Raw genomic sequence first — 26,557 nt, 5'->3', positions numbered from 1 at the left:
CTCTTCAGTCGCGGAAGTAACGGGCCACGACGGCGTGCAGCGCGATCAGCATGCCGTGAAAGAAATGTCCGGTGCCCGGAAAGACCACCACCGGCAACCGCTGCGGCCGCGCCCAGTCCATGAGGTCCTTCAACGGCACCACGTCGTCTTCTTCGCCATGCACGACCAGGGTCTGGGGCGGCACGGCGGGAACCGTAAACCGATTGACCGCCGGCGCCACCAGCGCCAAGTGTCCCGTTTCCAGCGCGCGCGCCGCCTGCGCCGCCACGTAGCCGCCAAACGAGAATCCGGCCAGAGCGAGGCGACCTTCGGCCAACTCCGCGCGCGCGTGGCGCACGACCGCGAGCAGATCCTCGATCTCCCCGCGGCCCTCGTCAAAGTTGCCCGCGCTGCGGCCCACCCCGCGGAAATTGAAGCGCACCGCCACCAGCCCCAGCGTCGCGAACGCCTTGGCCAGAGTCTGCACGACCTTGTTGTCCAGCGTGCCTCCGTACAGCGGGTGCGGATGCGCGATCACCGCGACGCCGCGCGGCTGCACTCCGGGTTGCGTCACGGCGATCTCCAGATCCCCGGCCGGACCGCGGATCAGACGCCGGTCGAGCGCGCGCGCGGTCAAATCCGCAAGCGCTGGACGACGCGCCCGTTGACGAGATGCTCCTCGATGATCTCGTCAATGTCGTGCCGGTCGACGTAGGTGTACCACACGCCCTGCGGATAGACCGCCACCACCGGCCCTTCCTCGCAGCGGTCCATGCAGCCCGCCTGGTTCACCCGCACCCTGTCCTTGCCGGCAAGACCCAGTTCCTTGACGCGCGCCTTCGCATAATCGCGCATCTGCTGCGCATCGTGATCGTTGCAGCACGCCCGGCCGTCGTCGCGCTGGTTGCAACAGAAGAACACGTGGTATCGGTAGTAGCTCACCAGCCCGGGATCCGCGTAAAGAACGTGTAGCGATTATAGCGAAGCGGCGCCGTCGGCCCTCAGCGCAGCCGGTAACCGGCGTAGGCAAGATACGCGATGGCTATGAACGACCAGGCGCTCGACAAACCGCGGGTAAGCTCGTTGACCACGCCGTAGTGGCCGTGCTGCCAGACGCGCAGCGCCGCGGTGAGATAGGGATTCTCCGGCGCGGCGTTCACGATCGCCATTCCGAGCGCGAAGCAGGCAGCGGCGGCGGCGGCCTGAACCGGGCGCGGAAGCGCGATCAGCGCCAGCCATGCGATGGCGCCGATGGCCAGGCCGGCGGAAGAGCCCGGCGTGAACCACAGCAGCGGATTGCCGGACACGAACAAAGCGGCGGAAGCGAGCGACTTCAGGCCGAGCGCGAGCAACAGCAGGATCACGCTCGAGGCGGCCGCCGCGTTCAAGGATCGGGAGATGGCCGACAACATCAGCAGGACGCCCGCGCCGTTGAGCCCCGCCACTCCGGCTTCCAGCAGCAGATACGTCTGCGCCGAGTAGGCCACGGCCGGCGGATCGGGCAGCAGGTGGCGCACGTCGCCGTTACCGAAGAGCCAGATCTCGGCGTTGAGCTGGGTGATGAGCCACAGCGCGAGCAGTAGGAAACAGAAGTCCACCTGCGCGCCCGGCGCGAACCACTGCTCGCGCAGCCGCCGCAGCTCGCCGGACAGCACCCAGCCGCCGAAGCGCGCGGCCAGCAGCGCGCCCAGCGCGGCGCCGAACGCATTGCACAGCAGGTCCACGTTTGAGGGAATTCTCGCCGGCAGATAGGTCTGGATGAACTCGAATCCAAGGCTGATACCCGCGGCCAGCGCGGCCGCGGCGACCGCGGCCAAAGAGCGCCGCATCAGCGGCATGAGGATCAGAGTGAGCAGGAATCCCGCGGGGAGATAGGCGAGCGCATTGAGCGCGACGTCGGACCACGTGAGAAACCGCGGCCAGTCCGAGGCGAGAAAGGCACGCACTTCCTCGTCCGGGCGGTGCCAGCCCGTGAACGGGTACAAGCTGGTGTAGGCCACCAGCAGCAAGTAAGCTACGGCGAGGTAGCGGACGAGTTTCGAGCTTTTTGCGTAGGGTACGGGCGGTCCGGCCGCAGGCCTGGGCATCTCGAAGTCGTCGCCTGAAGGAAATACCCGCGAGCTTCCGCTGACGCTTCATTCCCGCCGGCGCATGCGATTCTATGACATCTTCAACGGCGACGCGGATGGAATCTGCGGCCTGCTGCAACTGCGCTTCGCCCAGCCGCGCGAGGCGGTGCTGATCACCGGTGTGAAGCGCGACGTCAAGCTCCTGGACAGAGTCGACGCCGAGCGCGGCGATCACCTGACGGTGCTCGACATCTCCCTGGACGCCAACCGCGCCGCGCTGGAGCGCGCGCTGGAAGCGGGCGCACGCGTAGAGTGGTTCGATCACCATTACGCCGGGCGCATCCCGCCGCACCCGGGCCTGGCCGCGCACATCGATACCGATCCCGCGCTTTGCACCAGCCTGATCGTCGATCGCCACCTCGGCGGCCGGTTTCGCAGATGGGCCATCGTGGCCGCCTTCGGTGACAACCTCGAGGCTCGGGCGCAGGCCCTGGCGCGCGAGATCGGACTGTCCAGCCCGGAGATCGGCGCGCTGCGGGAGCTGGGCGTGTACATCAACTACAACGCCTACGGAGAGAGCGTCGCCGATCTGCTCTTCGCGCCGGAAGCGCTCTACCGGAGATTGCGTGCCTTTGTCGATCCTCTCGATTTCGTGCGCGCCGGCACGGAATTCGTGGCGCTCAAGCGCGCCTACCTCGCGGACTTGTCGCGCGCGCATGCCCTGCCGATCGAGGTGCTCTCTGCGGGCTGCGCCCTCGTAAAGCTACCGGATGAAGCGTGGAGCCGGCGCGCAGTCGGGACTTTCGCCAACCGGTTGGCGCAGGAATTTCCGCAGCGAGCGCACGCTGTCCTGGTCAAGCGCGGCCATGGCTACCTCGTCAGCTTGCGCGCGCCGCTGGCCCGCCCGAGGGGCGCGCTGGCCATCGCACAGCGCTTTGCCTCGGGGGGCGGTCGCGAAGCCGCCGCCGGCATCGACTATCTCCCAGAAGCCGAACTCCCGAAACTGATCGAGGCGCTGCGCACCGAGTATCCCTAAGCGCCGAAAACGCGAGCGCCGCGCAGGTCGAGCGGGAGCGAGGCCGACCCTCAGCCAGCGCCTTGCGCTCCACTTCACTTCGCCTTGATTTCGGTCCAGATGCGGTTCTGCAACCTGCGCTCCTTTGTATTCAGCGCCTTGAGCATTTCCAGCTTCTTGGCGGTCTGCTCGTCGGGGAAGATCGCCGACATCGCCTTGATCTCCGGCTTGATGTGCTTCATCGCCTCGCGGTTCGGATTGCCCGAGCCGATCATGTTGGTGAGATCGGCGGAATTGCGACCGTCGAGCATGAAGTCGATGAACTGGTGCGCGAGATCGGGCCGTGGCGCGGTCTTGGCGATCACCATCGCATCGAGCGCGAGCACCGCGCCCTCCTTGGGCAGCGCATGGCGGATGCGGAATTTCTTCTTCGCGTCCTGTGCCCCGAGATCGGCCTGAAAGATGTCGTTGGAGTAGCCGTGTGCCAGCCAGATGTCGCCCGAAGCCAGCAGCTCGATGTAACCCGAAGCCTTGAACGCGGCCCAGTACTTCTTGGCGGCGATGATCGTCTTCTTGGCCTGCTCCCAGTGCCTGGGGTCGCGGTCGTTGACCGAATAGCCGTGGTACTTGAGCGCCGCCGCCATCAGTTCGTCCGGGCTGTCGAGCACGGTCACCCGACCCTTGATCTTTTCCAGAATTCCGGGATCGAAGATCGCCGCCCAAGAATCGACCGTGATGCCGAGTTCCTTCATCTTCTGCTCGTTGTAGCCCAGCATGGTGACCGTGTAGGCGTAGGGCACCGAATACCGGTTGCCCGGATCGAATTCCGTATTGAGGTACTGCGGCAGGATGTTCTTCAAGTTGGGAATCCTGGCCTTGTCCAGCGGTTGCAGGTAACCGCCCTTGGCGAGGTCGGGAATGTAGTTCGAGGTCGGCACGTAGATGTCGTAGCCCTTGGCACCGCCGGTTACCTTGGCCATCAGCTCGGAATTGTCCGAGTAGTAAGACTGCTTGACCTTGCACTTGCAGGCCTTCTCGAACCGCTCCACCGTTTCCGGGGCGATGTACTGGTTCCAGTTGTACAGATGCAGGGCGTCCTCGCGGGCCACAGCCGGCCACGCCGCGACCAGCAACAGCAGGAAAAGCAGTCTTCTCATGATCGTGTCTCCCTTCGATGAGAGCGCAGAAGAATAGGGCAAAGCGGGGCGGGAAAACAACGCGAGCCCCTATCGTGCCTTCAGGCTGCCGGGCGACAGGCGGGAAGCGATCAGGATCAGCGCCAATGTGACCAGCATGAGCAGCGTGGACACCGCGTTCACTTCCGGGGTGACCGTGATCTTGACCATCGTGTAGATGACCAGCGGCAGGGTCTTGGAGTCCGGCCCCGCGGTAAAGAACGTGATCACGAAATCGTCGATCGACAGCGTGAACGCCATCAGCGCGCCGGCGACGACACCGGGCATGATCAGAGGCAGGGTCACCAGCCTGAAAGCCTGCCAAGGCGTGGCGCCGAGATCGCGCGCCGCCTCCGTCAGGCTGTCGTCGAGTCCGGCCAGCCTGGCGCGCACGACGATGGCGACGAAACCGATGCAAAAGGCGATATGGGCGAGCATGATCGACACCATGCCTAGCGTCAGATCGATCATGACGAAGAAAATCAGCAGCGAGACACCCATCAGGATCTCGGGAATGGCGATGGGCGCTACGACCATCAGCGGCAGCAGGCGCAGCCTGAAGCGGTACATCGCGTAGCCGGCCATCGTGCCCAGCACCGTGGCAACGGCGCTGGAGACCACGCCGATCAGCAGCGAGTTCCATGCGGCGGTGAGCATCTCCTCGTTGCGGAACAGTTTGCGGTACCAGTCCAGCGTGAAGCCGATCCACTGCGCGTTCATCGTCGAGTCGTTGAACGAGTACACGACCACGACGAGCAGCGGCGCGTACAGGAACGCATAGGCCGCGAGCGCCAGCGCCCACAACCACGCCGGGCGCCTCACAGCCGAGACCTCCGTGCAAACCAGGCGGCGAGCCCCGCCAGCGCGACGGCGACCACCGTGAGCACCATGGAAAGCACGCTCCCGAACGGCCAGTCGCGGGAGTCGAGAAACTGCTGCTTGATGACGTTTCCGATCATCGTGCCTCCGGTGCCCCCGAGGATGTCGGGAATGGCGAAAATTCCGAATGCGGGAATGAATACCAGCGCGCCGCCGGCGTAGACCCCGGGCAGGGACAGCGGAAACGTGACCCGCCAGAACCGATTCCAGGCATTGGCCCCGAGGTCCTGGGCGGCGTCGAGCAGCGCCGGATCGTGCTTCTCCAGGTTGGCGTAGAGCGGCAGCACCATGAACGGCAGATGCACATAGACCAGGCCGATCACTACGGCGGCGGGCGTGTAGAGTACCTGCACCGGCGCGAGCCCGGCCAGGCCGATCAGGTCATTGAACGCGCCGAGAAACACGGACTGGGGTCCCAGGATGATGATCCAGGCATAGACCCGGATCAGGAAGTTGCTCCAGAACGGCAGAATCACCAGCAGCAGCAGTACGTCCCGGTAGCGTTTCGGGCTGCGCGCGATCAAAAGCGCGAGCGGGTAGGCGACGAGCAGGCACAGCAGCGTGGTGACCAGCGCATACCAAAGCGACTTCAGGAACAGCTGCGCGTAGAGCAGATCGGAAAAGAAGCGGACGTAGTTCTCGGTCGTCAGATCGAGACGCCGGCCCGCCTCGTCTTCGGTGAGAATCGGTGCCAGGCCCCCGAATTCTCCCGGGTGGCGGAACGAAGCCACCAGCATGATCAGCGTGGGGATGGCGAAGAAGACCGTCAGGTACAACAGCGGCGGCCCGCCGATCAGCCACTTGTGCCAGCGCTTGCCCATGGTTCTATGGATGCGGCCTTACCCCAGGAGCGCAGAAACTTGGATCGGAAGGCGCAAGACTGTTTGATCTTCAGTTCTGCGCGCGTCCGTGCCTCTCTGGTTCATGCCGCTGTCAATCGTTGAGAAAGTGGCCGGCGTCGTGGCGCCAGCCGACCTGCACCTGGTCGCCCGGCTCGAAGAAGCGTGCACGACCGGCGGTCGAATTGGGCAGCAGCGCCTCGATGCGCCCGCCGGCGGGCAGCTCCACGATGTAGACGGTGACGTCGCCCAGATACAGGAAATCGAACACCCGGCCGGAAAAGCGGTTGAAGTCCGGCTCTTCCCGCAACTCGCGGGCGATCGCGACTTTCTCCGGGCGCAGCGCCAGCACGCCCGTGGTACCGGCGACGTCGTGCTCCGGATTGAGCGCCTGCACCTCGCCGACGCCTTTCAGTGCGACCGTCATGCGCGCACCGTTGACCGACTTGATCTCGCCTTCCAGCAGATTGCACTGTCCGATGAAGTCGGCCACGAACCGGTTCTTCGGAAAGCCGTAGAGTTTCGACGGCTCGTCGACTTGTTCGACGCGCCCGCGGTTCATGACCGCGATGCGGTGCGCGAGCGCCAGCGCTTCGCTCTGATCGTGGGTCACGTAGACGAAGGTGATGCCGATTTCGCGCTGCAGGCCGATCAGCTCGAGCTGCACGCTCTCCTTGAGCTTGGCGTCCAGCGCGGCCAGCGGTTCGTCGAGCAGCAGGAGCTTCGGCCGGTTGATGAGCGCCCGCGCCACTGCCACCCGTTGCTTCTGGCCGCCGGACAGCTCGTTCGGATAGCGCCGGCCCATGCCGGTCAGCCGCACGTCCTCCAGCGCCTCCTCCACCCGCCGTTCGATCTGCGCGGGCGCGACCTTGGCCATTTTCAGGGGGAAGGCGATGTTCTCGGCCACGGTCATGTGCGGAAACAGCGCGTAGCTCTGGAAGACGGTGTGGATGTTCCGTCCCTCGGGAGGAATACCGGTCATGTCGCGGCCGTCGAGCACGATGGTGCCCGCATCCGGCGCGTCGAAACCGGCGATCAGGCGCAGCAGCGTGGTCTTGCCGCAGCCCGAGGGCCCCAGCAGCGTGAAGAATTCGCCGGCCTCGATGCTGAGGCTGACATCGTCCACTGCGGTGAACTCGCCGAAGCGCCGCGTGACGTTGCGAATCTCTAGAAGCGCCATTCCCGGGACATGCCGCGAAGCCGCAATGATACGGCCTCCCGGCCGGGGAATGAAAAGAAGCGGCCGCGGGCGTTCGTCCAAGAGGGCGAGGCGCGCGGCCGAAGGCTCGAGCTAGCTCAGGACAGCAGAGACCGTCGGGACTGTAGAGCCCGCCGAAAGGCTAGAAGAACACGGCGCTGCGCAACGTGATCGCCTTTTCCTCGTCCGCGGTGCCGCCGGCGATCGCGATGGGCCGGTCGAACTCGCTGACCACGTAGTTCAGATAGACCCGGGTGTTGGTGTTCGGGATCCACTTCAGGCCGAGGGTCATGGCGTCGGTCTTGGCGTTGGCGCTCGCGGCAATCGCCCCGGCAGCCGCGCCGGCAGGCCCTTGCTGGAAGTCGGCTGCGTCGAAGCGGCTCAGGCGCAGGCCCAGTTCCCAGGCACCCCAGCCGTCAGCCCCCTTCTTGAACGGCCGGGCGGGTTTGAGGTTGCGGCTGCCGTTCGGGCTGTAGAAGTCCGCGTATTTCTCGCCGCTGATCAGCCAGGAAATCGCCGCGTAGTAGGCGTCGATGCTGCGGTCGAAATCGATCCCGCCGACGGCGGTGCCCGACCAGTTCGCTTCGACCCACTCCGCCTGCAGCTTCAACGGACCCCAAGCGAGGATACCTTCGAGGCCGGTGCGCTCGCGGTCGACTTCGTTGGAGATCGTGTCGAATGCCGGAATGGCGGTCAGATGGGCGAGACCACGGCCCTCGGTCCGGGGACCGCCGGCAAAGATCGCTCCCTCTGGAATCGTACCGGTCGAATAGTTCAGGCCCAAGTGCAGCACCGTATCGGCGATCCCGGCGGGCGTGGCAAAATTCATCGCAATGCGGCCCAGGATGTCCTTGTCGTCGACCACTGCGTTCGTCTCGTCGCCCTCCTTGCCATTGCCGTTGGACATCGCCACCGCATAGCTCATCCACTTGGTCGGCGCGCCGTGAATCATGAGCCCCTGCTCCTTGCCCGGGGCCAGAGCGTTGACGAGCGAGCGCTCCTGAAAGTCGATCAGGCGCGAACTGGTCAACTCCTCGTAGCTGAACGGCATCTTGAGCGCGCCGATCCTGTACTGGAAGAGATCCGACTGCTTGTAGTTGACCCAGGCGTACTCCAGCGAGTCGGAGGCGAGGTCCCCGGTCACCTCGAACGTCCAGTCCCCGTAGAGCTTTCCGGTCACGCCGAGATAGGCCCGACGAATGTCGAACGTGTCGGCGGTGTTGGCGTTCGTCGAATCGATGTCGAACTTGCGGAAGTCGGCGTGGATCCGCCCCTGTACGCTGATCGAGTGCTGCTTGTCGCCCGACTCGAAGACGAAGTTGTCGCGGAAACGTCCCTTCAGCGTCGAGGGCTCTTCTTCCTTGGCCTTCGCGGCCTTTTCTTCCGCCGTTGCCTTTTCCAGCGCTTCCCTGCGCCGCTGCTCACGGGCTTGCGAGCGCATCTCCTGATATTCCTCGTCCGTGAGCAAACCCTTCTCGTGCATCTTCTCCAGGATCGTTTCCATGTCGGCGGACAGCGCCGGAGTGGCGGCCGCGAAGGCGGCTGCGATCGATGCCGCGAACGCGAGCCGCCTGGCTTTGGTGAGGTGGACTGCCATGTTTTCTCCCGTTTTGAAGGACAGGTTGCCGGTCGCGGTGCCCGCGACCGTGTAACGAACGTGCTCTGCCGGGCCGCGGCAGCGCGTCGACGGGTGCGAATTCTGGCGGCACACTGTGACGGTTTTATGAAACGTCACACAGTGCCGGGGCGAAGAGTCAGCGCAGCAGCAGCGCGACGAGGCCGCCGGCGAGCACGGCGAGCAGTGCGGCGACCACCGCGAGCAGCCGGCTCTCGCGCTGGTGCGCAGCGATCAGCGCTTCGAGTGCGGCGTAGGCCGGATCGGGCTGCTGTCGGGCGAGCGCGCGATGCGCCAGGCGCGGGATCTGTGGCAGCAGGGCGGCCCACTGCGCGGCTTCCTTGCGCAGGTTCTGAAAGAGCGCGCGCCAGCCGATCTGTTCCGACATCCAGCGCTCGAGGTAGGGCTTGGCGGTCTTCCACAAGTCGAGGTCCGGGTCCAGCTCGCGCCCCAGCCCCTCGATATTGAGCAGCGTCTTCTGCAGCATGACAAGCTGCGGCTGCACTTCGACGTTGAACTGGCGCGCGGTCTGAAACAGCCGCAGCAGCAACTTGCCGAACGAGATCTCCTTGAGTGGCTTGTCGAAGATCGGTTCGCACACCGCCCGGATCGCGGATTCGAATTCTTCGACGCGGGTGTCGGCCGGTACCCAGCCCGCGTCCACGTGGGCCTGGGCCACGCCGCGGTAGTCGCGCCTGAAAAAGGCGATGAAATTCTGCGCCAGGTAGTTCTTGTCCACTTCGGTGAGGGTGCCCATGATGCCGAAATCGAGGGCGATATAGCGGCCATCGGCCGCCACCAGGATGTTGCCCGGGTGCATGTCGGCGTGGAAGAAACCGTCGCGGAACACCTGAGTGAAGAAGATCTCGACGCCGGCCCGCGAAAGCCGTTTCAGGTCGATGCCCTGCTGCTGGAGCCGCGCGATCTGGCTGATCGGCGTACCCACCATGCGCTGCATCACCATCACTTCCGAGGAACAATAGTCCCAGTGGATCTCGGGCACCATCAGCAGTGGCGACTGGGCGAAATTGCGGCGCAACTGGCTGGCATTGGCCGCCTCGCGCAGCAGGTCCAGTTCTTCCTTCAAATGCCGTTCGAACTCCGCCACCACCTCACGCGGCTTCAGGCGCTTGCCTTCGACCCACAGCTTTTCCACCAGGCCGGCCGCCACGTAGAGCAGCTTGAGGTCCTCGACGATGACGCGCCCGATTCCCGGCCGCAGGATCTTCACCGCCACCTCGGTGCCATCGGGCAGCTCGGCCAGATGGACCTGCGCCACCGACGCGCTGGCCACCGCGACCGGCTCGAAGCGCTTGAACACCTCGTGCACCGGACGCCCGTAGTTGCGCTCCAGGATGGTTCGCACCTGTTCGGAGGAGAAAGGCGGGACGCGGTCCTGCAGCCTCGCCAGCTCGTCGGCGATGTCCGCGGGGATGAGGTCGCGCCGGGTGGAGAGCACCTGGCCGAACTTGACGAAGATCGGTCCCAGGGCTTCGAGCGCCAGGCGCAGCCGTTCGCCGCGCGGCCGCTCCAGCCGGCGCCAGAAGAGCAGGAATTTCACGAGCACGCGCAGCGCGCGCACCCGCTCGTGGCCGAGGATGAACTCGTCCAGCCCGAAGCGCAGGACGACGGCGAGGATTCTCAACAGGCGCATCGGGCCGGCGGCTAACGCTGATCGCCGTTTTCCAGCTGTGCAATACGCTTTTCCAGCCGCTCCACCGCGTCGCGCAGATCGTCGACCTCCCGCAGGAAGCTTTCGGCGCGCAACCGCGTGGGCAGGACGCCCCGCTCCTCGGTGAGGTACTCGGCGACATTGGCGGCCACCGACGCCGAAGCCGAGCGCCGCCAGCGCTCCAGGGAGCGGATCGCCTCGCCGATGCGATGCGCGGCGACGTCGCCCACGAGGCGACTCAGATCCTCCTCGAAATCCCAGCGCAGGTTGGCCGCCACGAAGGAGATGGCCTCGGCCAGATCGGCGTCGCCGCTGACTCTCGCCGCGCGCGTTGCGGCATCGGGCTGCACCAGCCAGGCCGGCACCCGGCTTGCAGGCACTTCCAGGGTGGCATCGATGGGCGCCTCGGCGGCGCGAGGGACGAGCAGACCATCGGTGTCGATCGTGAAGTGGAAGGACAACGGGCTCACCCGAATGCACACGCGCTTGCCGGCATGCGCTCCGAGACGCGCCCGCGCCCACTCGGCGTTGCGCAGAAGGTGGTTGGCCACCGCCAGAAACGCTTCGTCGAGCATCATGCCCTCAGGTCTTCAGGGCCCGGTGTACCGCCGCCACGCCGGCCGACAGGTTGAAGTACTCCACGCGCGAGTAGCCCGCCGCCTCCATCAACGACTTCAGCGTTTCCTGGTCGGGGTGCATCCGGATGGACTCCGCGAGATAGCGGTAGCTGTCGGCGTCGCCGGCCACGAGCCGGCCCAGGACCGGCAGGACGTTGAAGGAATACGCGTCGTAGAGCGAGCCGAGCGGCTTCCAGACGCGGGAGAATTCGAGCACGATCAGCCGGCCGCCAGGGCGTAGCACGCGATACGTTTCGGCCAGCGCCTTGTCCTTGTGAGTCATGTTGCGCAGCCCGAAAGCGATCGTCACGCAATCGAAATAGCCGGCCGGGAACGGCAACCGCTCGCCATCGCATCGCACCACCGGAACGGCGTGTCCCCGATCGAGTAGCCGGTCGCGCCCCAGCGCCAGCATGTCGGCGTTCACATCGGTCAACCACGCTGCGCCCTGGCGCCCGACGCGCGCAGCGAGCAGCGCGGTCAGGTCTCCGGTGCCACCCGCGACATCCAGTACCCGGCTGCCTTCGCGCACGCCGGACACGTCGACGGCGAAACGTTTCCACAGCCGGTGCAGGCCCGCCGACATGAGATCATTCATCACGTCATAGCGCCTCGCCACCGAGGAGAAAACTCCGGCGACTTTCCTTGCCTTCTCCTGCTCCGGCACCTTCTGAAACCCGAAGTCTGTCGTTTTCTTGTCCATTGAAACTTGAACGCTCACCGCAGAGGACGCAGCAGGCACAGAGGAAACCGCCGAGTCATTACGCAACAATGCGAGGGTTTATCCTGTGCCTTCTATTCGACCGCGTCGAAATGCTTTCACGCCTCTTGCCGGCGTCCTCAGCTTCTTCCGCGGTTAGCGCTTGCCCGGCGAATGCCGCTCAAAGCTTTCTCCAGCCTGTTTTCGCGCCGGGAGAGGGCGCAGGCGCGGCGGCATCGCGGCTGGCACCCGCTTTTTCGAGGCGCTCGAGATACTGCTTCCAGAGCGTTTCCTGGTTCTCGCCGAGAGAATACAGGTAGTCCCAGGAGTACAGACCGCTGTCGTGGCCGTCGCTGAACACCAGGCGGATTGCATAGTTGCCCACCGGCTCGATCGCATTGATGCCGACCTCGCGCTTGCCGGTCTGCAGCACCTCCTGTCCCGGCCCATGACCGCGCACCTCGGCCGAAGGCGAATACACCCGCAGCAGCTCGCAGGGCAGCCTGAACGCCTTCCCGTCGTCGAATGCAATCTCGAGAACCTTCGATTGCTGGTGAAGAACGATCTGGGTGGGGCGCGGGGCGCCGCTTTGGAGACCTGCCACTCGGAATACCCGGTTAACGCGATCTGGCGGCCGGCCTGGCCGCTGCCGCATGATAGCGGGCCCGACCGCATGAAACCACTCGCTTGGGCGGCGGCGCGCTGTCACCGGCCTGTAACATTTGGTTCATAGTATTACAAGCGTCGTCATCGTAGCCGCTCGCTCATGCCAGCCACCATCCTCGTGGTCGAAGACGAACCAGCGATCCAGGAACTGATCGCCTACAACCTCAGACAGGCCGGACACCAGCCGTTGCGCGCCGACAACGCAGAACAAGCTCTTCACCTGGTTTTCAACGCGCTGCCCGACCTTGTACTGCTCGACTGGATGCTGCCGGGAATCAGCGGCATCGAGCTGGCCAAACGGCTGCGCGCCGACAAACGCACCCAGAACGTGCCCATTATCATGCTCACCGCCCGCTCCGAGGAGCCGGACAAGCTGCACGGCCTGGAGACCGGCGCGGACGATTACATCACCAAGCCTTTCTCTCCGCGCGAACTCAATGCCCGGATCAAGGCCGTACTGCGGCGCCGGGCGCCGCAGATGACCGACGACGTGGTGCAGATCGGCGGATTGCGGCTCGATCCTGCCAGCCACCGGGTGAGCGGAAACGGCGAGCCGGTCGAGCTTGGCCCCACGGAATTCAGGCTTCTGCACTTCCTCATGACCCATCCCGAACGCGTGTACTCCAGAGCACAGTTGCTCGACCAGGTGTGGGGCGACCACGTGTTCGTCGAAGAGCGTACGGTCGACGTGCACATCCGCCGGCTGCGCAAGGCGCTTGAACCCACCCGCCTGGACCGCCTCATCCAGACGGTGCGCGGCACCGGCTACCGGTTCTCCGCCGGCTGAGCGGCCCACGCGTGGGATAATTGGGCTCCCTCGTACGAAGGGGGCGGAAGACTTGAAGCAGTTCTGGGGACGACCCCTTTCCACCGTCGTTCTGATCTGCGTGGGCGCGTTGCTGTCCTGGCCGTTCCTTGGCCACACCGCCGCGCTGTCGATCCTGGGCGTACTGCTGCTCGGACTGGCGCTGCATCACGTGCGCAACCTGTCGATCCTGTATCGGTGGCTGCGCGACCCGAACAGGGAGAACGTGCCGGCGGGATCCGGTGCCTGGGAGCACGTCTTCTCGCTGGTCCTGCGCATGCTCAAGCGCCAGAAGCTGAGCGAAGCGCGGCTGACGGAGGCCTTGTCGCGCTTTCAGCTCGCCGCGGCGGCCCTTCCCGAAGCCGTGGTCCTGCTCGACGAGAACGACCGCATCCAGTGGTGCAATCCCAAGGCGCAGGAATATCTCGGACTGAAAGCCCGGCGCGACCTCGGCCAGCAGATCACCTATATCGTTCGCCAACCCCAGTTCTCCGACTATCTGGCCGCCGGCCAGATCAGCGAGCCGCTGACGCTGAGGATGTCCACCGACGACTCCGACCGAATACTCTCCCTGCAATTGGTGCCCTACGGGGACCGGCAGAAGCTCATATTGGGGCGCGATGTCACGCGCTGGGAGAAGCTGGAGACGACCCGGCGCGATTTCATCGCCAACGTCTCCCACGAGCTGCGCACGCCGCTCACCGTGGTGCACGGTTTCCTCGAGACGCTGGAGAACACGCTGGACGCCGATCCGGAAATGGCCCGGCGTTCCATCGAGCTCATGACCCAGCAGACCCGGCGCATGAACCGGCTGGTGGAGGATCTGCTGACCCTATCGCGCCTGGAAAGCGCACAGAATCCTCTGCGCGAGGAAGACGTCGACGTGCCCGAGCTGCTGAAATCGCTCTACCAGGACGCCCTCGCGCTGTCCGCCGGACGCCACCGCATCCGCTTGCGGATCGAAGCGCAGGACTGGATCCGCGGCAATACCGAGGAGCTGCGCAGCGCGTTCGGCAATCTGGTCAGCAACGCCGTGCGCTACACACCGGAGGACGGCGAGATCGACTTGCGCTGGGAGCGCAAGGGCGACGCACCCGTCTTCAGCGTGCAGGACACGGGCATCGGCATCGAACGCCGGCATATCGACCGCCTGACCGAGCGCTTCTACCGCGTGGACAAGAGTCGCTCGCGCGAGACTGGAGGCACGGGGTTGGGGCTCGCCATCGTCAAGCACGTGCTGATGCGCCACCAGGCCACCCTGCAGATCGAAAGCACCCCGGGCAAAGGCAGCACGTTCTCGGTGGTCTTCCCCGACACGCGCAAGCTGCTGCCGAAGAAGGCTCCGGCACCCGCTACGGTACGCGCCTAACCTTCCTCCGGATTGGCTTCGAGCGCGCGCTTCAAGGTGTCCTGGAAAGAGAGCGGCAGCGGTCGCCGCCGCCCGCCGGTCCTCGAACCCCAGACGGGGTTGGGAAAATGCGGATCGTCGATGAACCGCGGGATGACGTGCCAGTGCAGGTGGGGAACCTGGTTGCCCAAGCTCGCGAGATTGATCTTGTGCGGCCGCAGCGCGTCGCGCAGCGCGTGCTCCACCGCCCACACCACGCGCATCAGACGCTCGCGCTGCGCGAGCGGCAGGTCGGTCATTTCCCGGATGTGCGCGTTCAGCACCACGCGGCAGATCCCGGGGTGGTCCGCATCGCCGGCGACCACGACGCGGCAGAAGTCGTCCCGCCAAAGCACGTTGCCGCCGGGTTGTTGGCAGAAGAAGCAAGCGGAGGAGCCGGGAGTGGTGCTGGGCATTCTGGATGCAGTGCGAAGCGTCGGGTGCGGGTGATTGGCTGACCAAGTGATCGAACCGCTCTTACTCACCCAGTCAACCAGTCCCGATTACCCAATCACCCTGTCACTCACTTAACCACCGATCGGCGCCTTACAAGAGAACCCTTTCGATTCCACCGCCGTTGGCCCGCGCGACGTAGTCGGCCATCCAGTTCTCGCCCAGCAGATGCCGCGCCATTTCCACCACGATGTAGTCGGCGTCGACCCCTGTGTCGTCCCGATAGCGCCACAACCCCTGCAGGCAGGACGGACAGGAGGTCAGAATCTTGACCTCGCCGCCGTGACCTGCGGCGCGGATCGACGCCACATCCTTTTGCAGCTCCTCGTGCTTGCGGAAACGCACTTGCGTGGAGATATCCGGCCGCGATAGCGCAAGCGTTCCGGATTCGCCGCAGCAGCGCTCGCTCGGCTTCACATCCGAATTCATCAGCTCCCGGACGACGCCGAGCGGCTGGTAAGTCTTCATCGGCGTGTGGCACGGGTCGTGGTACATGTAGCGCACGCCCTTCACGCCCTCGAGCTTCACCCCCTTCTCCAGCAGGTACTCGTGGATGTCGAGCAGCCGGCTGCCGGGAAAGATCTTGTCGAACTCGTAGTGCTGGAGCTGATCCAGGCAGGTCCCGCAGGAGACGATGACCGTGCGGATGTCCAGATAGTTGAGCGTGTTCGCCACCCGATGAAACAACACGCGGTTGTCGGTGATGATCTTCTGGCCCTTTTCGGCTTCTCCGGCGGCGGTTTGCGGATAGCCGCAGCACAGATACCCGGGCGGCAGCACGGTGATCGCGCCGATGTCGAACAGCAGTGCCTGGGTGGCGAGCCCCACCTGGCCAAAGAGCCGCTCGCTGCCGCAGCCGGGAAAATAGAACACCGCCTCCGAATCGTCGGTCACCTTGCGCGGATTGCGGATGACCGGAACGACCGAACGGTCCTCGATGTCGAGCAACGCTCGGGAGGTCCTTTTCGGCAAGCCGCCGGGCATCGGCTTGTTGATAAAGTGGATGACCTGCGCCCTCACCGGCGCGCGCCCCAAGGTGGCCGGCGGCTGGCGCACCTGCTCCTGCGTCAGGCGAAAGGTCCTGGCGGCCCGGTAGGCCAGCCGTTGCGCCCGGTAGCCCCACTCGATCATCACCTTGCGCGCCAGCTTGATGGCCGCCGGATCGGTCGCGTTGAGAAAAAGCATCGAGGCCGCCGTGCCAAGATTGAATTTCTTGCGGCCCTGCTTGCGCAGGAAATTGCGCATCGCGATCGACACGTCGCCGAAATCGATGTCGACCGGACAGGGATTGAGGCACTTGTGGCAGACCGTGCAGTGATCGGCCACGTCGCCGAACTCGTCGAAGTGCCGCAGGCTGATGCCGCGCCGAGTCTGCTCCTCATAAAGGAAGGCTTCGATCAGCAGCGACGTCGCGAGGATCTTGTTGCGCGGGCTGTAGAGGAGGTTGGCGCGCGGCACGTGGGTCGCGCACACCGGCTTGCACTTGCCACAACGCAGACAGTCCTTGATCGAATCGGAAATGCGCCCGATCTCGCTTTGCTCCAGGATCAGGCTTTCCAGCTCCAGCAGGTTGAAGCTCGGCGTATAGGCGTTGGCGAGGTTGGCGCCGCGGAGCAGCTTGCCCTTGTTGAAGCGGCCCTCGGGGTCCACTCGCTCCTTGTATCGCTGGAAGGCGGTGACTTCTTCCGGGTCGAGATAATCGAGCTTGGTGATGCCGATGCCGTGCTCGCCCGAGATCACTCCGCCCAGCGACTTGGCCAGTCCCATGATGCGGCTCACGGCGCGGTTGGCTTCCTGCAGCATCGCGTAGTCGTCGGAGTTCACGGGGATGTTGGTGTGCACGTTGCCGTCGCCGGCGTGCATGTGCAGCGCGACGAAGATCCGGCTCTTCAGCACGCTCCGATGCACCGCCTCGATCCCGGCGCGGATCGGGTCGAACGCGCGGCCGTCGAAGAGCTGCAGCAGCGGCTCGCGCACTTCGGTCTTCCAGGACACAACCAGCGTTCGGTCCTGCAGCGCCTGGAACACGCTTTTCGCAGGACAAAGGGGTGCGGCGCTTGAATTTTCCTCATCCTTCGTGCTTCCCGCTGCGTTCTTGCTTTCATACGCGGAATCGAGATGCTCCAACAGCCACTGCCAGCGGCCGCGCGCAGCGCGCACCAGGTCGAGCGCCGCCTCCACCCTGCCGCCCAGCAGCTCCGGCTTGGCAACATTGCCCAGCTCTGCGTGCACCGGCAGATCGCCGCAGAAATACTCCTCCAGCGCTTCCATCAGCCGGATCTTGTTCTTGAGCGAAAACTCGATGTTGATCCGCTCGATGCCGTCAGAATACTGCGCCAGGCGGTCGAGCGGAATGACGACGTCCTCGTTGATCTTGAAGGCGTTCGTGTGCCGGGCGATGGCTGCGGTACGCGCGCGGTCGAGCCAGAATTTCCTGCGCGCCTCGGGGCTCACCGCGACGAACCCTTCGCCGTGCCGCGCGTTGGCGATTCTCACCACGCGCGAGGCGGCTTCTCCCACTGCGTTCTGGTCGTCGCCGACGATGTCGGCGAGCAGCACCATCTTGGGGCGGCCTGCGCGCTTGGCCTTGGGCGCGTAGCCCACGGCCTTGACGTAGCGCTCATCCAGGTGCTCGAGCCCCGCCAGGACCGCGCCGCCCGGGCGCCCATCGAGATAGTCCTTGATCTCGACGATGGAGGGCACGGCTTCGGCCACGCTCCCATAGAACTCTAGGCACACGGTGCGGGTGTGCGCCGGCATGCGATGCAGGATGAAGCGCGCAGACGTGATGATTCCGTCGCAGCCTTCTTTCTGCACCCCTGGCAGGCCGGCGAGGAACTTGTCGGTGACGTCCTTGCCCAGTCCCTCTTTTCTGAACTTCCGGCCCGGGATCTCCAGGATCTCGGGCGCGCCGCGCGGCGTGCGCCCGTCGGCCTCGAAGCGCGTGAGGCGAAAACGCGCCAGTGGCGCGTCGTGGATCTTGCCCAGGTTGTGGTCCAGCCGCTCGACCAGCAGCCAGTCGGCCTGTGGCGTGACCATTTTCCAGGCGGCGAGGTTGTCCAATGCCGTGCCCCACAGCACCGCCTTCTTGCCGCCGGCGTTCATCGCGATGTTGCCGCCGATGCAGGAGGCGTCGGCGGAAGTCGGATCGACCGCGAACACCAGCCCGGCGGCTTCTGCCGCTTCCATGACCCGTTTGGTGACCACACCGGCGCCGCATTCAATCGTCGCGACTTCACGGTCGAGGCCGGGCAGCTTCATACGCTCCACCGGCCCGAGCCTGTCAAGTTTCTCGGTGTTGATGACCGCCGAGTAACGGCTGAGCGGCACCGCGCCGCCGGTGTAGCCGGTCCCGCCGCCGCGGGGAATGATCGTGAGTCCGAGATCGCTGCAGGCCCGGACCAGCCCGGCGACCTCGGCTTCGGTGTCGGGGTAGAGCACCACAAACGGGTACTCGACGCGCCAGTCGGTCGCGTCGGTGACGTGCGAGACCCGCGCCAGGCCGTCGAAGGCGATGTTGTCGCGCCGGGTCACGCGCCGCAGCCGCCTCAGCGCCTTGCGGCGCATGGCGGCCATTGCGTCGAACTCGCGATCGAAGGCTTCGACCGCGCGCGCCGCGGCTTGCAGCAGGCGCGACACGCGCGCATCGTCGTTCAGGCGCCGCTTCTCGATCTCGCGCAGCCGGTGGCGCATGGCCTGCACCAGCAGCTCGCGGCGGCGCCGGTTGGCGAGCAGGTCGTCTTGCAGATACGGGTTGCGCTGGACGACCCAGATGTCGCCCAGCACCTCGTAGAGCATGCGCGCCGAACGCCCGGTGCGGCGCTCCGCGCGCAGTTCGTCCAGCAGCTTCCAGATCCCCTCGCCGAGCAGCCGGATCACGATCTCCCGATCGGAGAACGACGTGTAGTTGTACGGTATCTCGCGCAGGCGCACGCCGGCGGCGGCGAAGGTAGGGGAAGGAAACATCAGCGATGCGCGAGCGACCTGTGGACCGGCGATTCTATCGCAGCGCAACAACCGAATCACGCCAGCGGTCTGGCGAGGCTGGGGATTGCGCTCGAGCAATGCGTTGCCGAGATCCGCAAGCCGCGCGCAGAAGGCCGTTTGCGGCGAAAGACTTGGCGCGCCCGAGACGATTCGAACGTCCGACCCCTGCCTTCGGAGGGCAGTACTCTATCCAACTGAGCTACGGGCGCGAGGGCGTTTAGGATAACCGTAAACGCTTGTTCGGTCTACGTTTCGCTTTCCGCTGCGCACGATCTCGCCTATAATCGCGCGGTTTTTTTCAACGCTGTCCGCAAGCGATGCCGCGCATGGCAGACCCGCACATCGAAGAACACGCCTCCTTCATCAAGACCCCGAAGCAACTGGCGGCGGTCGTGCTCGCGGGATTCCTGGCTCCCGTCGTGGGCATCGTGCTGCTGATCGAGCTGATTACCGGGGGATTGAAAGTCGATGCCGACGCTCCGGCCATGAGCGAGGAGGCGGTGGCACAGCGCTTGAAGCCGGTCGGCGAGGTGGTAATTGGCGCCGCAGTCGCCACGGCCCCGTCTCCGGGCGCGGCTGCGGCGCAACCCGCGCCCACGGTCGCGGCGCCCGCGCCGCAGACCGGTGCGAATCGCGGCGAGCAGGTCTACAGGGCGGCTTGCCAAGCTTGTCACGCAACCGGTGTGGCCGGCGCACCCAAGCTCGGCGACCAGGCCGCGTGGAAGCCGCGCATCGCGCAAGGCATCGGCACCCTGCATGAGCACGCCATCCAGGGCATCCGCATGATGCCACCGAAGGGCGGTGCGATGTCCACGCCGGATGCCGACATCAAAGCCGCGGTCGACTACATGGTGGCCAGGTCGAAATAGCGCGACCGGCAGCCAACGAAAAGCGCGGCTCGCCACGCTTTTCTCGCAGACCCCACTACACAAGAACAGCGAACCACCAGCGCACCAAGACCACCAGCAGAGACAAGATCAAGAATCCGGTTTCTGGTCTTGCGGTTCTCTACGAGGTGCGTCCGAGGTGAAATCTCGGCATGGCCACCTACGCAATCGGCGACCTGCAGGGCTGCTTCGACTCCCTGCAACAGCTCTTGAGCGAAATCGGATTCAACGGCGCACGCGACCGTCTGTGGTTCGTCGGCGACCTGGTCAACCGCGGCCCGCAGTCGCTGGAATGCCTGCGCTTCGTGCGCTCGCTGGGCGACCGGGCGGTCACCGTGCTGGGCAACCACGACCTGCACCTCTTGGCGGTGGCGGAGGGCTTCGGCCGCATCCACGCCAGCGATACACTCGATGCGATCCTCACGGCGCCGGACCGCGAGGAGCTGCTCGCCTGGCTGCGGGCGCGGCCGATGCTGCATGTGGAAGGCGATGCGGTAATGGTTCACGCCGGCCTGCTGCCGGCGTGGGACGTGGCGCGCGCGCGCGAGCTTGCGGCGGAAGTGGAAGAAGCGCTGCGCGGGCCGCGCTACCGCGCCTTGATCCAGCACATGTACGGCAGCCAACCCGACCGTTGGGAGGAACGGCTCGGCGGCCATGACAGGCTGCGGGTCATCATCAACGCGATGACGCGGCTGCGCATCTGCACGCCCGACGGGCGCATGGAGCTGTCATTCACGGGGACGCTGGCGCAAGTCCCGTCCGGCTACTTGCCGTGGTTTCTCGTCCCTGGCCGCAAAAGCGCGGGGGCGACCGTGGTCTGCGGCCACTGGTCGGCGCTCGGCCTCAGGATCGAGCGCAATCTTCTGGCGCTGGACAGCGGGTGCCTGTGGGGGCGCGGTCTGTCGGCGGTGCGGCTGGAGGATCGCAAGGCTTGCCAGGTGCGCTGCCCGCGGCGTGCAGCTTGAGCGCGGTCGCAATGGCGGTGTGCGTGAACTGCGCCAGTTCGCGCCGGGTGCGACCCTTCGCCTCGATGGCGGGCAAGAAGCGCAACTCTGCGCGCAAGCGCGGTGCGGCCACGATCGCCAGGACGGACTGGACGAGGTTGCGGTCACCGACGTAGCTCGGTGTGAGGTCGATCGCGCCGGCGCTGTCCACGTAGCGCAGCGCGAGCGGGACCACGAGTGCCTGCTCGTCGACCGCGGGCTGCAGGAGCGAGGTGTGAAAGCGCAGCAACCGCTTGCCGTCGGTGGTCGTACCTTCAGGGAATACCGCGATCATGTCCCCGGCCGCGAACGCTTCATGGATGGCACGATTGATCTGAGCGGCATGGCGGTGCCGGCTGCGATGAATGAACAGGGTGCCGGTGCGGGCGGAGAGCCAGCCGATGGCAGCCCAGTTGCGCACTTCCGATTTCGCCACGAAGCGCACCGGGCAGACCGCGTGAATCGCCTGGATGTCGAGCCAGGAAACATGATTGGCGACCACCAGCACGGGACGTCCGGCGGGCCGCGGAACCTCCCCCGAAACGCTCAATTCGAGGCCCACGATCCTGCAGATGCCCGCCGACCAGCGTTGCACGGCGCGCCAGCGCCGTTCGCGCCCGTAGAAAGGGAAGAGCAAAGCGACCGTGACCAGCCCGGCGAGCAGTTGCGCGACCAGCCGCACGAGACGCATCACGCGCCGTGGAGAAACGGCCACTGCCGGCCTCTCAGCGCAGCGGGCGTCGGACTTGGGTTCGCTGCTGGACAATGGTGAGCGCGGGCATTCGAAAAGCGGGAGGCCGACTACCAGGGTGCCGCGCCGAACGCTTCGCGATAGCGCGCGGCGACTTCTTCCGGGGTGAACTGATGGTTCTGCGCGCCGCGCTGCGCGATCTTCATCGATCCGAGCAGCGAGGCAAGCCGTCCGGTTGTGGGCCAATCCAGGTCGTTGGCGATTCCGTAGAGAAGGCCGGCGCGGTAGGCGTCGCCGCAGCCGGTCGGGTCCACCACACGGGTGGGCTTTACCGCGGGGATGCGAAACTCCCGGCCGCCAGCCAGAATGAGCGAGCCGTGGGCGCCCTGGGTGACGACGAAGGCTTTGACCTTCCTGGCCAGGGCCTCGACGCTCTGACCGGTACGCTCCTGCAGCAGCTTCGCTTCGTAGTCGTTGGTTGCCACGAAATCCGCCCGGTCCACGAATTCGAGCAATTCTTCCTTGCCGAACATCGGCAACCCCTGGCCCGGATCGAAAACGAACGCAATGCCCGCGTCGTGGAACTCGCGCGCGTGCTGCAACATGCCTTCGCGCCCGTCGGGTGCGACGATGCCCAGTCCGACGTCCCGGGCGTCGTACACATGGTTCAGATGGGAATGGTTCATCGCGCCCGGATGAAACGCGGTGATCTGGTTGTCGTCCAGATCGGTGGTGATGAAGGCCTGCGCGGTATACGTGTCGTCGACCTGCCGCAAGTGGGCCTGCGACAGGCGCAGTTTTTCCAGGCGGTAGAGGTAGGGCTGGGCGTCCTGCCCGACGGTGGCCATGACCAGCGGATCGCCGCCCAGCATCTTCAGGGTGTAGGCGATATTGCCCGCGCAGCCGCCGAATTCGCGGCGCATGTCCGGAACAAGGAACGACACGTTCAGGATATGAATCTGGTCAGGAAGGATGTGGTTGCGGAAGCGATCGTGGAACACCATGATGGTGTCGTAGGCCACGGAGCCGCAGATCAGAGTACGCACGTTTTCGGTGGATGATCAGGGGTTGGTCAAGAAGGGACTGAAGCCCAGTGCCCGGCGCATGCGCGCGGCATCGCGTTCCGCCGACTCGCGGTCGGCATAGGGACCGGTACGGACCTTGTATAGAGCGCCTTGGCGATGCACGACCGGCGCATTGCGAAGCCACGACAGGTCTGCGCGCACGCGCCGCGCAAACGCCGCCGCATTCTCGGGCGAGGCGAACGCTCCCAGCTGAACGAACACGCCAGCGGCATCGCCCGTGATCGGCATCGGCGCCGGGGCAATCGCGGTCACAGCCGCCACGCTCGAAACAGGTTGCTCCTGCCCAGGCACGATGGCTTCGACTTCCACCAGCGCACTGCCCCTGTTCAGAAACCCGAGCCTGTGTGCCGCAGCGTAGGACAGATCGACGATGCGGTCCTCGCGGAAGGGGCCGCGGTCGTTGATGCGCACCACGACCGAGCGGCCGTTTTCCAGGTTGGTCACGCGGGCATAGCTCGGCAAAGGCAGCAGCGTGTGCGCGCCGCTCATTGAGTACATGTCGTAGATCTCCCCCAAGGACGTTCTTTGCCCGTGATAGCGCCGCCCGTACCAGCTCGCGCGGCCGCGCGCCCGATAGGGCCGCAGCTCCGTGTAAGGCGTATAAGTGCGCCCCAGCACCGTGTAGGGGCGCGAAGCGAAACGATTGATCGGTTCGGCGCGCGGCACCGCGTCCGGGACACGGTCGAGACCGGCCGGAGGGTTGGCGCCCGGACCGTCGTCGAGGTAGTAACCGCCGGGGCGGGGGCGAACCGAACCGCACGCGGCAAGCGCGACTGCGAGGCACAGCGCCGCGACCGCACTTGCTCCGCAAACCCGCCGTTCGGCTTTCGGCACTCCGTCCTCGGGTCTATGTCTGCACGAGCCTGCGGTGAGTGTGGATGCTCATGAGCAGACCCACGCCGAACAGGATCGTCACCAGGGAAGTGCCGCCGTAGGAGATCAGGGGCAGCGGCACTCCGACGACGGGCAGGATTCCGCTCACCATGCCGACATTGACGAAGACGTAGGTGAAAAACGTCAGGGTAATCGCGCCCGCTACCAGGCGCGTGAACAAGGTCGGCGCGTTGGCCGCGATGACCAGCCCGCGGCCGATGACCAGCAGGAACAGGATCAGAAGGACCAGATTGCCGGCCAGTCCGAACTCCTCCGCATAGACGGCGAAGATGAAATCGGTGGTGCGCTCGGGCAGGAAATCGAGATGCGCCTGGGTGCCGTTGAGCCAGCCCTTGCCGAGCACGCCTCCAGAGCCCAGGGCGATGGTGGACTGAATCGTATGGTAGCCAGCCCCGAGCGGGTCCTGCGCCGGGTCGAGCAGAGTCAACACCCGCTGGCGCTGGTAGTCGTGCATGTAAGACCAGAGCAGCGGCAGGCTGCCGGCGGCGAGCACCCCGAGCGCCGCCAGGATCTTCCACGACAGCCCGGCCAGAAACAGCACGTAGAACCCGGCGGCGAGAATGAGCAGCGCCGTGCCAAGGTCCGGCTGCCGCGCGATCAGGGCGACGGGGACCAGCAGCAGCACCGCCCCCACTACGAAGTTGCGCAGCTTCAGCACGGCCTCGTAGCGGTCGAAGTACCAGGCCAGCATCAGCGGCACCGCAATCTTCATCAATTCCGAGGGTTGGATGCGCGTGATGCCGAGATTGAGCCAGCGCCGCGCGCCGTTGACCACTTCGCCAAAGAACGCCACGCCGACCAGCAGAACCAGACCGACGACATAGACCGGCAGCGCGATGCGGTGGAGATAGTGCAGCGGCGTGTTGGCGGCGACCCACATCACGAGCAGCGCGACCAGCGCATTGCCGAACTGAGCCGCAACCCGGTCTAGACTCCCTCCCGAAGCGCTGTAGAGCGTCAGCATGCCCACGGCGAGCAGCGCGCCAACCATGAACAGGAGTTGCCGGTCGAGGTGCTTGCCGACCATTGAGGCCAGCCGGTTAATCACCCTCGGCCTCCTCGTCCGCAGCGGCGGGCTTGACGGGTTGCGGTTCGATGCCCAGCAGGTAGTAGTCGATCACCTTGCGGGCGATCGGGGCGGCCGTACTGCTGCCGTGTCCACCGTTTTCCACCAGGACCGCCACCGCGATCTGCGGCAGCTCGGCCGGCGCAAAAGCGACGAACAGCGCGTGGTCGCGCAACCGCTCGTGCACCCGACGTTCGTCGTAGACCTGCCCCTTCATGCTGAACACCTGCGCCGTTCCGGTCTTGCCGGCAAAGGTGTATTTTGCATTCATTCCCGCCCACGCCGCGGTGCCCCCAGGGCGCGTGACGTCGATCATCGCCTCACGGATGCGGCGCAGATTCTGTTCCCTCAGTTCCACCTGGCCGATCGGCTGCGGCTCGATGGTGAGCCGCTCGCCGGTCTGACTGTTCTCGACCTGCTTGACGATATGCGGTCGGAACACCCGCCCGTCGTTGGCCAGAATGGCGGTTGCATACGCTAGCTGCAACGGCGTGGCCAGGTTGTAGCCCTGCCCGATCCCCACCGAGATGGTATCCCCGGGAAACCAGCGCTGGCCGAAGCGCTTCTGCTTCCATTGCTGGGAAGGCAGCAACCCCGCGACCTCGCCCTCGATGTCGATACCCGTGCGCTTGCCGAAGCCGAACTGTCCCATGAACTGGTGGATGGCGTCGATACCCAGATCATGCGCCAGGCCGTAGAAATACGTGTCGCAGGACACCACGATCGCGTCATGCAGGTTGACAAGGCCGTGCCCGCCGGCTTTCCAGTCGCGGAACACGTGCCCCGATCCGCCGAGCACGAAGTAGCCTGGGTCGGAGATGGTGTACCCCGGAGTGCGCTTGCCAAGTTCCAGTCCGGCCAGCGCCATGAAGGGCTTGAAGGTCGATCCGGGAGGATAGACGCCCTGCAGCGCCCGGTTGTTCAGCGGGTGATCGGGCGAGTTGTTCAGCGCCTCCCAGTGCTGCGGTTCGATGCCTTCGACAAAGAGGTTCGGATCGAAGCCCGGTCGGGACACCAGCGCCAGCACGCCGCCGGTGGCGGGCTCGATCGCCACCAGCGCGCCGCGGAAGTCGCCGAACACGTTCTCGGCCACCTGCTGCAGCTTGGCGTCGAGCGCCAGCAAGAGATTGTTGCCCGACACTGGCAGGATCGACCGCAGGGTGCGCACCGAGCGGCCGTTGGCGTCGGTTTCGACGTGTTCGTAGCCGGTGATGCCGCGCAGCTCCTTCTCGTAACGCTGCTCCAGGCCCACTTTGCCGATATAGTCCGACTTGCTGTAGTTGTGAGCGAGCCCCTGGCGCTGCAGGGCCTCGAAGTCGGGTTCGCTCATCCGGCCGATGTAGCCGACGACATGCGAGGCGACTTCGCCCAGCGGATAGTGGCGGAAAAGCCGCGCGTTGATCTCGACGCCCGGAAAACGGTAGCGCTCGACCGCGAAACGCGCCACTTCCTCGTCGTTCAGTCGCGTGCGGATCGGCACGCCGGAGAAGTCCGGAACCTCCTCCAGCAGCTTCTGGAAGCGCTTGCGGTCTTTCGCGGTGATCTCGATCAGCCCGGCGAGTTCGTCGATCACTGCGTCGATGTCGTCTACCTGGGCCGGAACGATTTCCAGCGTGTAGGCGCCGAAGTTGTTGGCCAGTACCACTCCGTTGCGATCCACGATCACTCCGCGATTGGGCACCACGGGAACGACGTTGACCCGGTTCTGCTCTGCAAGCAGGTGGTAGTACTGGTGCTGCACGACCTGCAGATAGACGAAGCGCACGAACAGCAGCGCGAAGGCGATCAACACCACTGCGCCGGCGATCGCGAGCCGGATCTGGAACAGATACAGCTCGCGCTGATGATCTCTCAGCTCGACCGTTCGGTTCACGCGGCGCTCTGCGGTCGACGGT

General features: G+C 65.5%; 23 protein-coding genes, 1 tRNA gene and 1 pseudogene. 5 read left to right on the top strand and 20 right to left on the bottom strand.

The annotated features are described in order from the left end of the window. Positions 1–4: 4 nt before the first annotated feature. From VNM24_10560 to VNM24_10550, 3 genes are read right to left on the bottom strand one after another with little or no spacing between them, the layout of a single operon-like run. Positions 5–616 carry a prolyl oligopeptidase family serine peptidase gene (locus tag VNM24_10560; protein HWQ39031.1) on the bottom strand — a complete coding sequence of 204 codons (612 nt, stop codon included), beginning with the start codon at positions 614–616 and terminating at the stop codon, positions 5–7. Then, entirely contained in the window at positions 613–924 is a 312-nt protein-coding gene (locus VNM24_10555) for a (2Fe-2S) ferredoxin domain-containing protein (protein HWQ39030.1), read from the bottom strand. The genes VNM24_10560 and VNM24_10555 overlap by 4 nt, the downstream gene beginning before the upstream one ends. A gap of 56 nt (positions 925–980) precedes the next feature. Next, on the bottom strand, positions 981–2,066 hold the full coding sequence (locus tag VNM24_10550) for a VanZ family protein (protein HWQ39029.1): 1,086 nt from the start codon (positions 2,064–2,066) through the stop codon (positions 981–983). 64 nt (positions 2,067–2,130) lie between these two features. Between VNM24_10550 and VNM24_10545 the strand changes: the two genes are divergently transcribed. Further along, a complete protein-coding gene (locus tag VNM24_10545; GenBank protein ID HWQ39028.1) occupies positions 2,131–3,084 on the top strand; it encodes a DHH family phosphoesterase in 954 nt (317 codons plus the stop codon). A 74-nt stretch (positions 3,085–3,158) separates the two neighbouring features. Here VNM24_10545 and VNM24_10540 read toward each other — a convergent pair whose 3' ends face one another. The 9 genes from VNM24_10540 to VNM24_10500 form a co-directional block, all read right to left on the bottom strand. Beyond that, positions 3,159–4,220, bottom strand: coding sequence for a spermidine/putrescine ABC transporter substrate-binding protein (locus tag VNM24_10540; GenBank protein HWQ39027.1), 1,062 nt, complete (start codon positions 4,218–4,220; stop codon positions 3,159–3,161). A 69-nt stretch (positions 4,221–4,289) separates the two neighbouring features. Further along, on the bottom strand, positions 4,290–5,060 hold the full coding sequence (locus VNM24_10535; GenBank protein ID HWQ39026.1) for an ABC transporter permease: 771 nt from the start codon (positions 5,058–5,060) through the stop codon (positions 4,290–4,292). Next, positions 5,057–5,938 (bottom strand): ABC transporter permease, encoded by an 882-nt coding sequence (locus VNM24_10530; GenBank protein ID HWQ39025.1) that lies wholly within the window; start codon positions 5,936–5,938, stop codon positions 5,057–5,059. Before VNM24_10530 ends, VNM24_10535 begins: the two co-directional genes overlap by 4 nt. A gap of 112 nt (positions 5,939–6,050) precedes the next feature. After that, positions 6,051–7,136: an ABC transporter ATP-binding protein gene (locus VNM24_10525; protein HWQ39024.1), complete on the bottom strand. Its 1,086-nt coding sequence runs from the start codon at positions 7,134–7,136 to the stop codon at positions 6,051–6,053. Positions 7,137–7,296: 160 nt separating this feature from the next. Next, positions 7,297–8,751 carry a porin gene (locus VNM24_10520; protein ID HWQ39023.1) on the bottom strand — a complete coding sequence of 485 codons (1,455 nt, stop codon included), beginning with the start codon at positions 8,749–8,751 and terminating at the stop codon, positions 7,297–7,299. Between the two features lie 157 nt (positions 8,752–8,908). Beyond that, the gene (gene ubiB, locus VNM24_10515) at positions 8,909–10,423 is read right to left on the bottom strand and encodes a ubiquinone biosynthesis regulatory protein kinase UbiB (GenBank protein HWQ39022.1); all 1,515 of its coding nucleotides are present in this window, start codon (positions 10,421–10,423) and stop codon (positions 8,909–8,911) included. Positions 10,424–10,434: 11 nt separating this feature from the next. After that, the gene (locus VNM24_10510) at positions 10,435–11,019 is read right to left on the bottom strand and encodes an SCP2 sterol-binding domain-containing protein (protein ID HWQ39021.1); all 585 of its coding nucleotides are present in this window, start codon (positions 11,017–11,019) and stop codon (positions 10,435–10,437) included. Between the two features lie 4 nt (positions 11,020–11,023). Next, entirely contained in the window at positions 11,024–11,761 is a 738-nt protein-coding gene (ubiE, locus tag VNM24_10505) for a bifunctional demethylmenaquinone methyltransferase/2-methoxy-6-polyprenyl-1,4-benzoquinol methylase UbiE (GenBank protein HWQ39020.1), read from the bottom strand. A 178-nt stretch (positions 11,762–11,939) separates the two neighbouring features. Then, positions 11,940–12,362 (bottom strand): DUF971 domain-containing protein, encoded by a 423-nt coding sequence (locus tag VNM24_10500; GenBank protein ID HWQ39019.1) that lies wholly within the window; start codon positions 12,360–12,362, stop codon positions 11,940–11,942. Positions 12,363–12,524: 162 nt separating this feature from the next. Between VNM24_10500 and phoB the strand changes: the two genes are divergently transcribed. Together phoB and phoR are read left to right on the top strand one after the other, a co-directional pair. After that, positions 12,525–13,211, top strand: a complete 687-nt coding sequence (phoB, locus tag VNM24_10495) for a phosphate regulon transcriptional regulator PhoB (GenBank protein ID HWQ39018.1) — start codon at positions 12,525–12,527, stop codon at positions 13,209–13,211. Positions 13,212–13,263: 52 nt separating this feature from the next. After that, a complete protein-coding gene (gene phoR, locus VNM24_10490) occupies positions 13,264–14,598 on the top strand; it encodes a phosphate regulon sensor histidine kinase PhoR (GenBank protein ID HWQ39017.1) in 1,335 nt (444 codons plus the stop codon). On the opposite strand, the gene VNM24_10485 is transcribed toward phoR, so the two are convergent. The 3 genes from VNM24_10485 to VNM24_10475 all read right to left on the bottom strand — a co-directional run bounded on the left by VNM24_10485 (position 14,595) and on the right by VNM24_10475 (position 19,265). Further along, on the bottom strand, positions 14,595–15,032 hold the full coding sequence (locus VNM24_10485) for an HIT family protein (protein ID HWQ39016.1): 438 nt from the start codon (positions 15,030–15,032) through the stop codon (positions 14,595–14,597). The genes phoR and VNM24_10485 overlap by 4 nt on opposite strands. A gap of 130 nt (positions 15,033–15,162) precedes the next feature. Beyond that, positions 15,163–19,035, bottom strand: a complete 3,873-nt coding sequence (locus VNM24_10480) for an FAD/FMN-binding oxidoreductase (GenBank protein ID HWQ39015.1) — start codon at positions 19,033–19,035, stop codon at positions 15,163–15,165. 153 nt (positions 19,036–19,188) lie between these two features. After that, positions 19,189–19,265 (bottom strand) — tRNA-Arg (locus VNM24_10475). A gap of 117 nt (positions 19,266–19,382) precedes the next feature. Here VNM24_10475 and VNM24_10470 point away from each other — a divergent pair. Together VNM24_10470 and VNM24_10465 are read left to right on the top strand one after the other, a co-directional pair. Then, positions 19,383–19,925 (top strand): c-type cytochrome, encoded by a 543-nt coding sequence (locus VNM24_10470; GenBank protein ID HWQ39014.1) that lies wholly within the window; start codon positions 19,383–19,385, stop codon positions 19,923–19,925. Positions 19,926–20,095: 170 nt separating this feature from the next. Continuing rightward, the gene (locus VNM24_10465) at positions 20,096–20,908 is read left to right on the top strand and encodes a symmetrical bis(5'-nucleosyl)-tetraphosphatase (protein HWQ39013.1); all 813 of its coding nucleotides are present in this window, start codon (positions 20,096–20,098) and stop codon (positions 20,906–20,908) included. 208 nt (positions 20,909–21,116) lie between these two features. Here the strand turns inward: VNM24_10465 and VNM24_10460 are convergent. From VNM24_10460 to mrdA, 5 genes and pseudogenes are all read right to left on the bottom strand, one after another. Next, a pseudogene (locus tag VNM24_10460) lies at positions 21,117–21,617 on the bottom strand (lysophospholipid acyltransferase family protein). 110 nt (positions 21,618–21,727) lie between these two features. Continuing rightward, positions 21,728–22,663: a carbohydrate kinase family protein gene (locus tag VNM24_10455; protein HWQ39012.1), complete on the bottom strand. Its 936-nt coding sequence runs from the start codon at positions 22,661–22,663 to the stop codon at positions 21,728–21,730. 15 nt (positions 22,664–22,678) lie between these two features. After that, positions 22,679–23,536 (bottom strand): septal ring lytic transglycosylase RlpA family protein, encoded by an 858-nt coding sequence (locus VNM24_10450; GenBank protein ID HWQ39011.1) that lies wholly within the window; start codon positions 23,534–23,536, stop codon positions 22,679–22,681. Between the two features lie 13 nt (positions 23,537–23,549). After that, a complete protein-coding gene (rodA, locus tag VNM24_10445; GenBank protein HWQ39010.1) occupies positions 23,550–24,623 on the bottom strand; it encodes a rod shape-determining protein RodA in 1,074 nt (357 codons plus the stop codon). 13 nt (positions 24,624–24,636) lie between these two features. Next, complete coding sequence (gene mrdA / locus VNM24_10440) at positions 24,637–26,535, bottom strand: penicillin-binding protein 2 (protein ID HWQ39009.1); 1,899 nt, start codon at positions 26,533–26,535, stop codon at positions 24,637–24,639. Positions 26,536–26,557: the final 22 nt, after the last annotated feature.

Source organism: Burkholderiales bacterium (genome assembly GCA_035560005.1).
In the GTDB taxonomy this organism is placed as follows: Bacteria; Pseudomonadota; Gammaproteobacteria; order Burkholderiales; family Eutrophovitaceae; genus DASRFY01.
This window is presented reverse-complemented; position numbering and strand designations above follow the sequence as displayed.

Coding starts and splice junctions, on each gene's coding strand:
- VNM24_10550 (HWQ39029.1), bottom strand. CDS start 2,066: ATGCCCAGGCCTGCGGCCGGACCGCCCGTACCCTACGCAAAAAGCTCG.
- VNM24_10545 (HWQ39028.1), top strand. CDS start 2,131: ATGCGATTCTATGACATCTTCAACGGCGACGCGGATGGAATCTGCGGC.
- VNM24_10540 (HWQ39027.1), bottom strand. CDS start 4,220: ATGAGAAGACTGCTTTTCCTGCTGTTGCTGGTCGCGGCGTGGCCGGCT.
- VNM24_10530 (HWQ39025.1), bottom strand. CDS start 5,938: ATGGGCAAGCGCTGGCACAAGTGGCTGATCGGCGGGCCGCCGCTGTTG.
- VNM24_10525 (HWQ39024.1), bottom strand. CDS start 7,136: ATGGCGCTTCTAGAGATTCGCAACGTCACGCGGCGCTTCGGCGAGTTC.
- VNM24_10520 (HWQ39023.1), bottom strand. CDS start 8,751: ATGGCAGTCCACCTCACCAAAGCCAGGCGGCTCGCGTTCGCGGCATCG.
- ubiB (HWQ39022.1), bottom strand. CDS start 10,423: ATGCGCCTGTTGAGAATCCTCGCCGTCGTCCTGCGCTTCGGGCTGGAC.
- VNM24_10510 (HWQ39021.1), bottom strand. CDS start 11,019: ATGATGCTCGACGAAGCGTTTCTGGCGGTGGCCAACCACCTTCTGCGC.
- ubiE (HWQ39020.1), bottom strand. CDS start 11,761: ATGGACAAGAAAACGACAGACTTCGGGTTTCAGAAGGTGCCGGAGCAG.
- phoB (HWQ39018.1), top strand. CDS start 12,525: ATGCCAGCCACCATCCTCGTGGTCGAAGACGAACCAGCGATCCAGGAA.
- VNM24_10485 (HWQ39016.1), bottom strand. CDS start 15,032: ATGCCCAGCACCACTCCCGGCTCCTCCGCTTGCTTCTTCTGCCAACAA.
- VNM24_10480 (HWQ39015.1), bottom strand. CDS start 19,035: ATGTTTCCTTCCCCTACCTTCGCCGCCGCCGGCGTGCGCCTGCGCGAG.
- VNM24_10470 (HWQ39014.1), top strand. CDS start 19,383: ATGGCAGACCCGCACATCGAAGAACACGCCTCCTTCATCAAGACCCCG.
- VNM24_10465 (HWQ39013.1), top strand. CDS start 20,096: ATGGCCACCTACGCAATCGGCGACCTGCAGGGCTGCTTCGACTCCCTG.
- rodA (HWQ39010.1), bottom strand. CDS start 24,623: ATGGTCGGCAAGCACCTCGACCGGCAACTCCTGTTCATGGTTGGCGCG.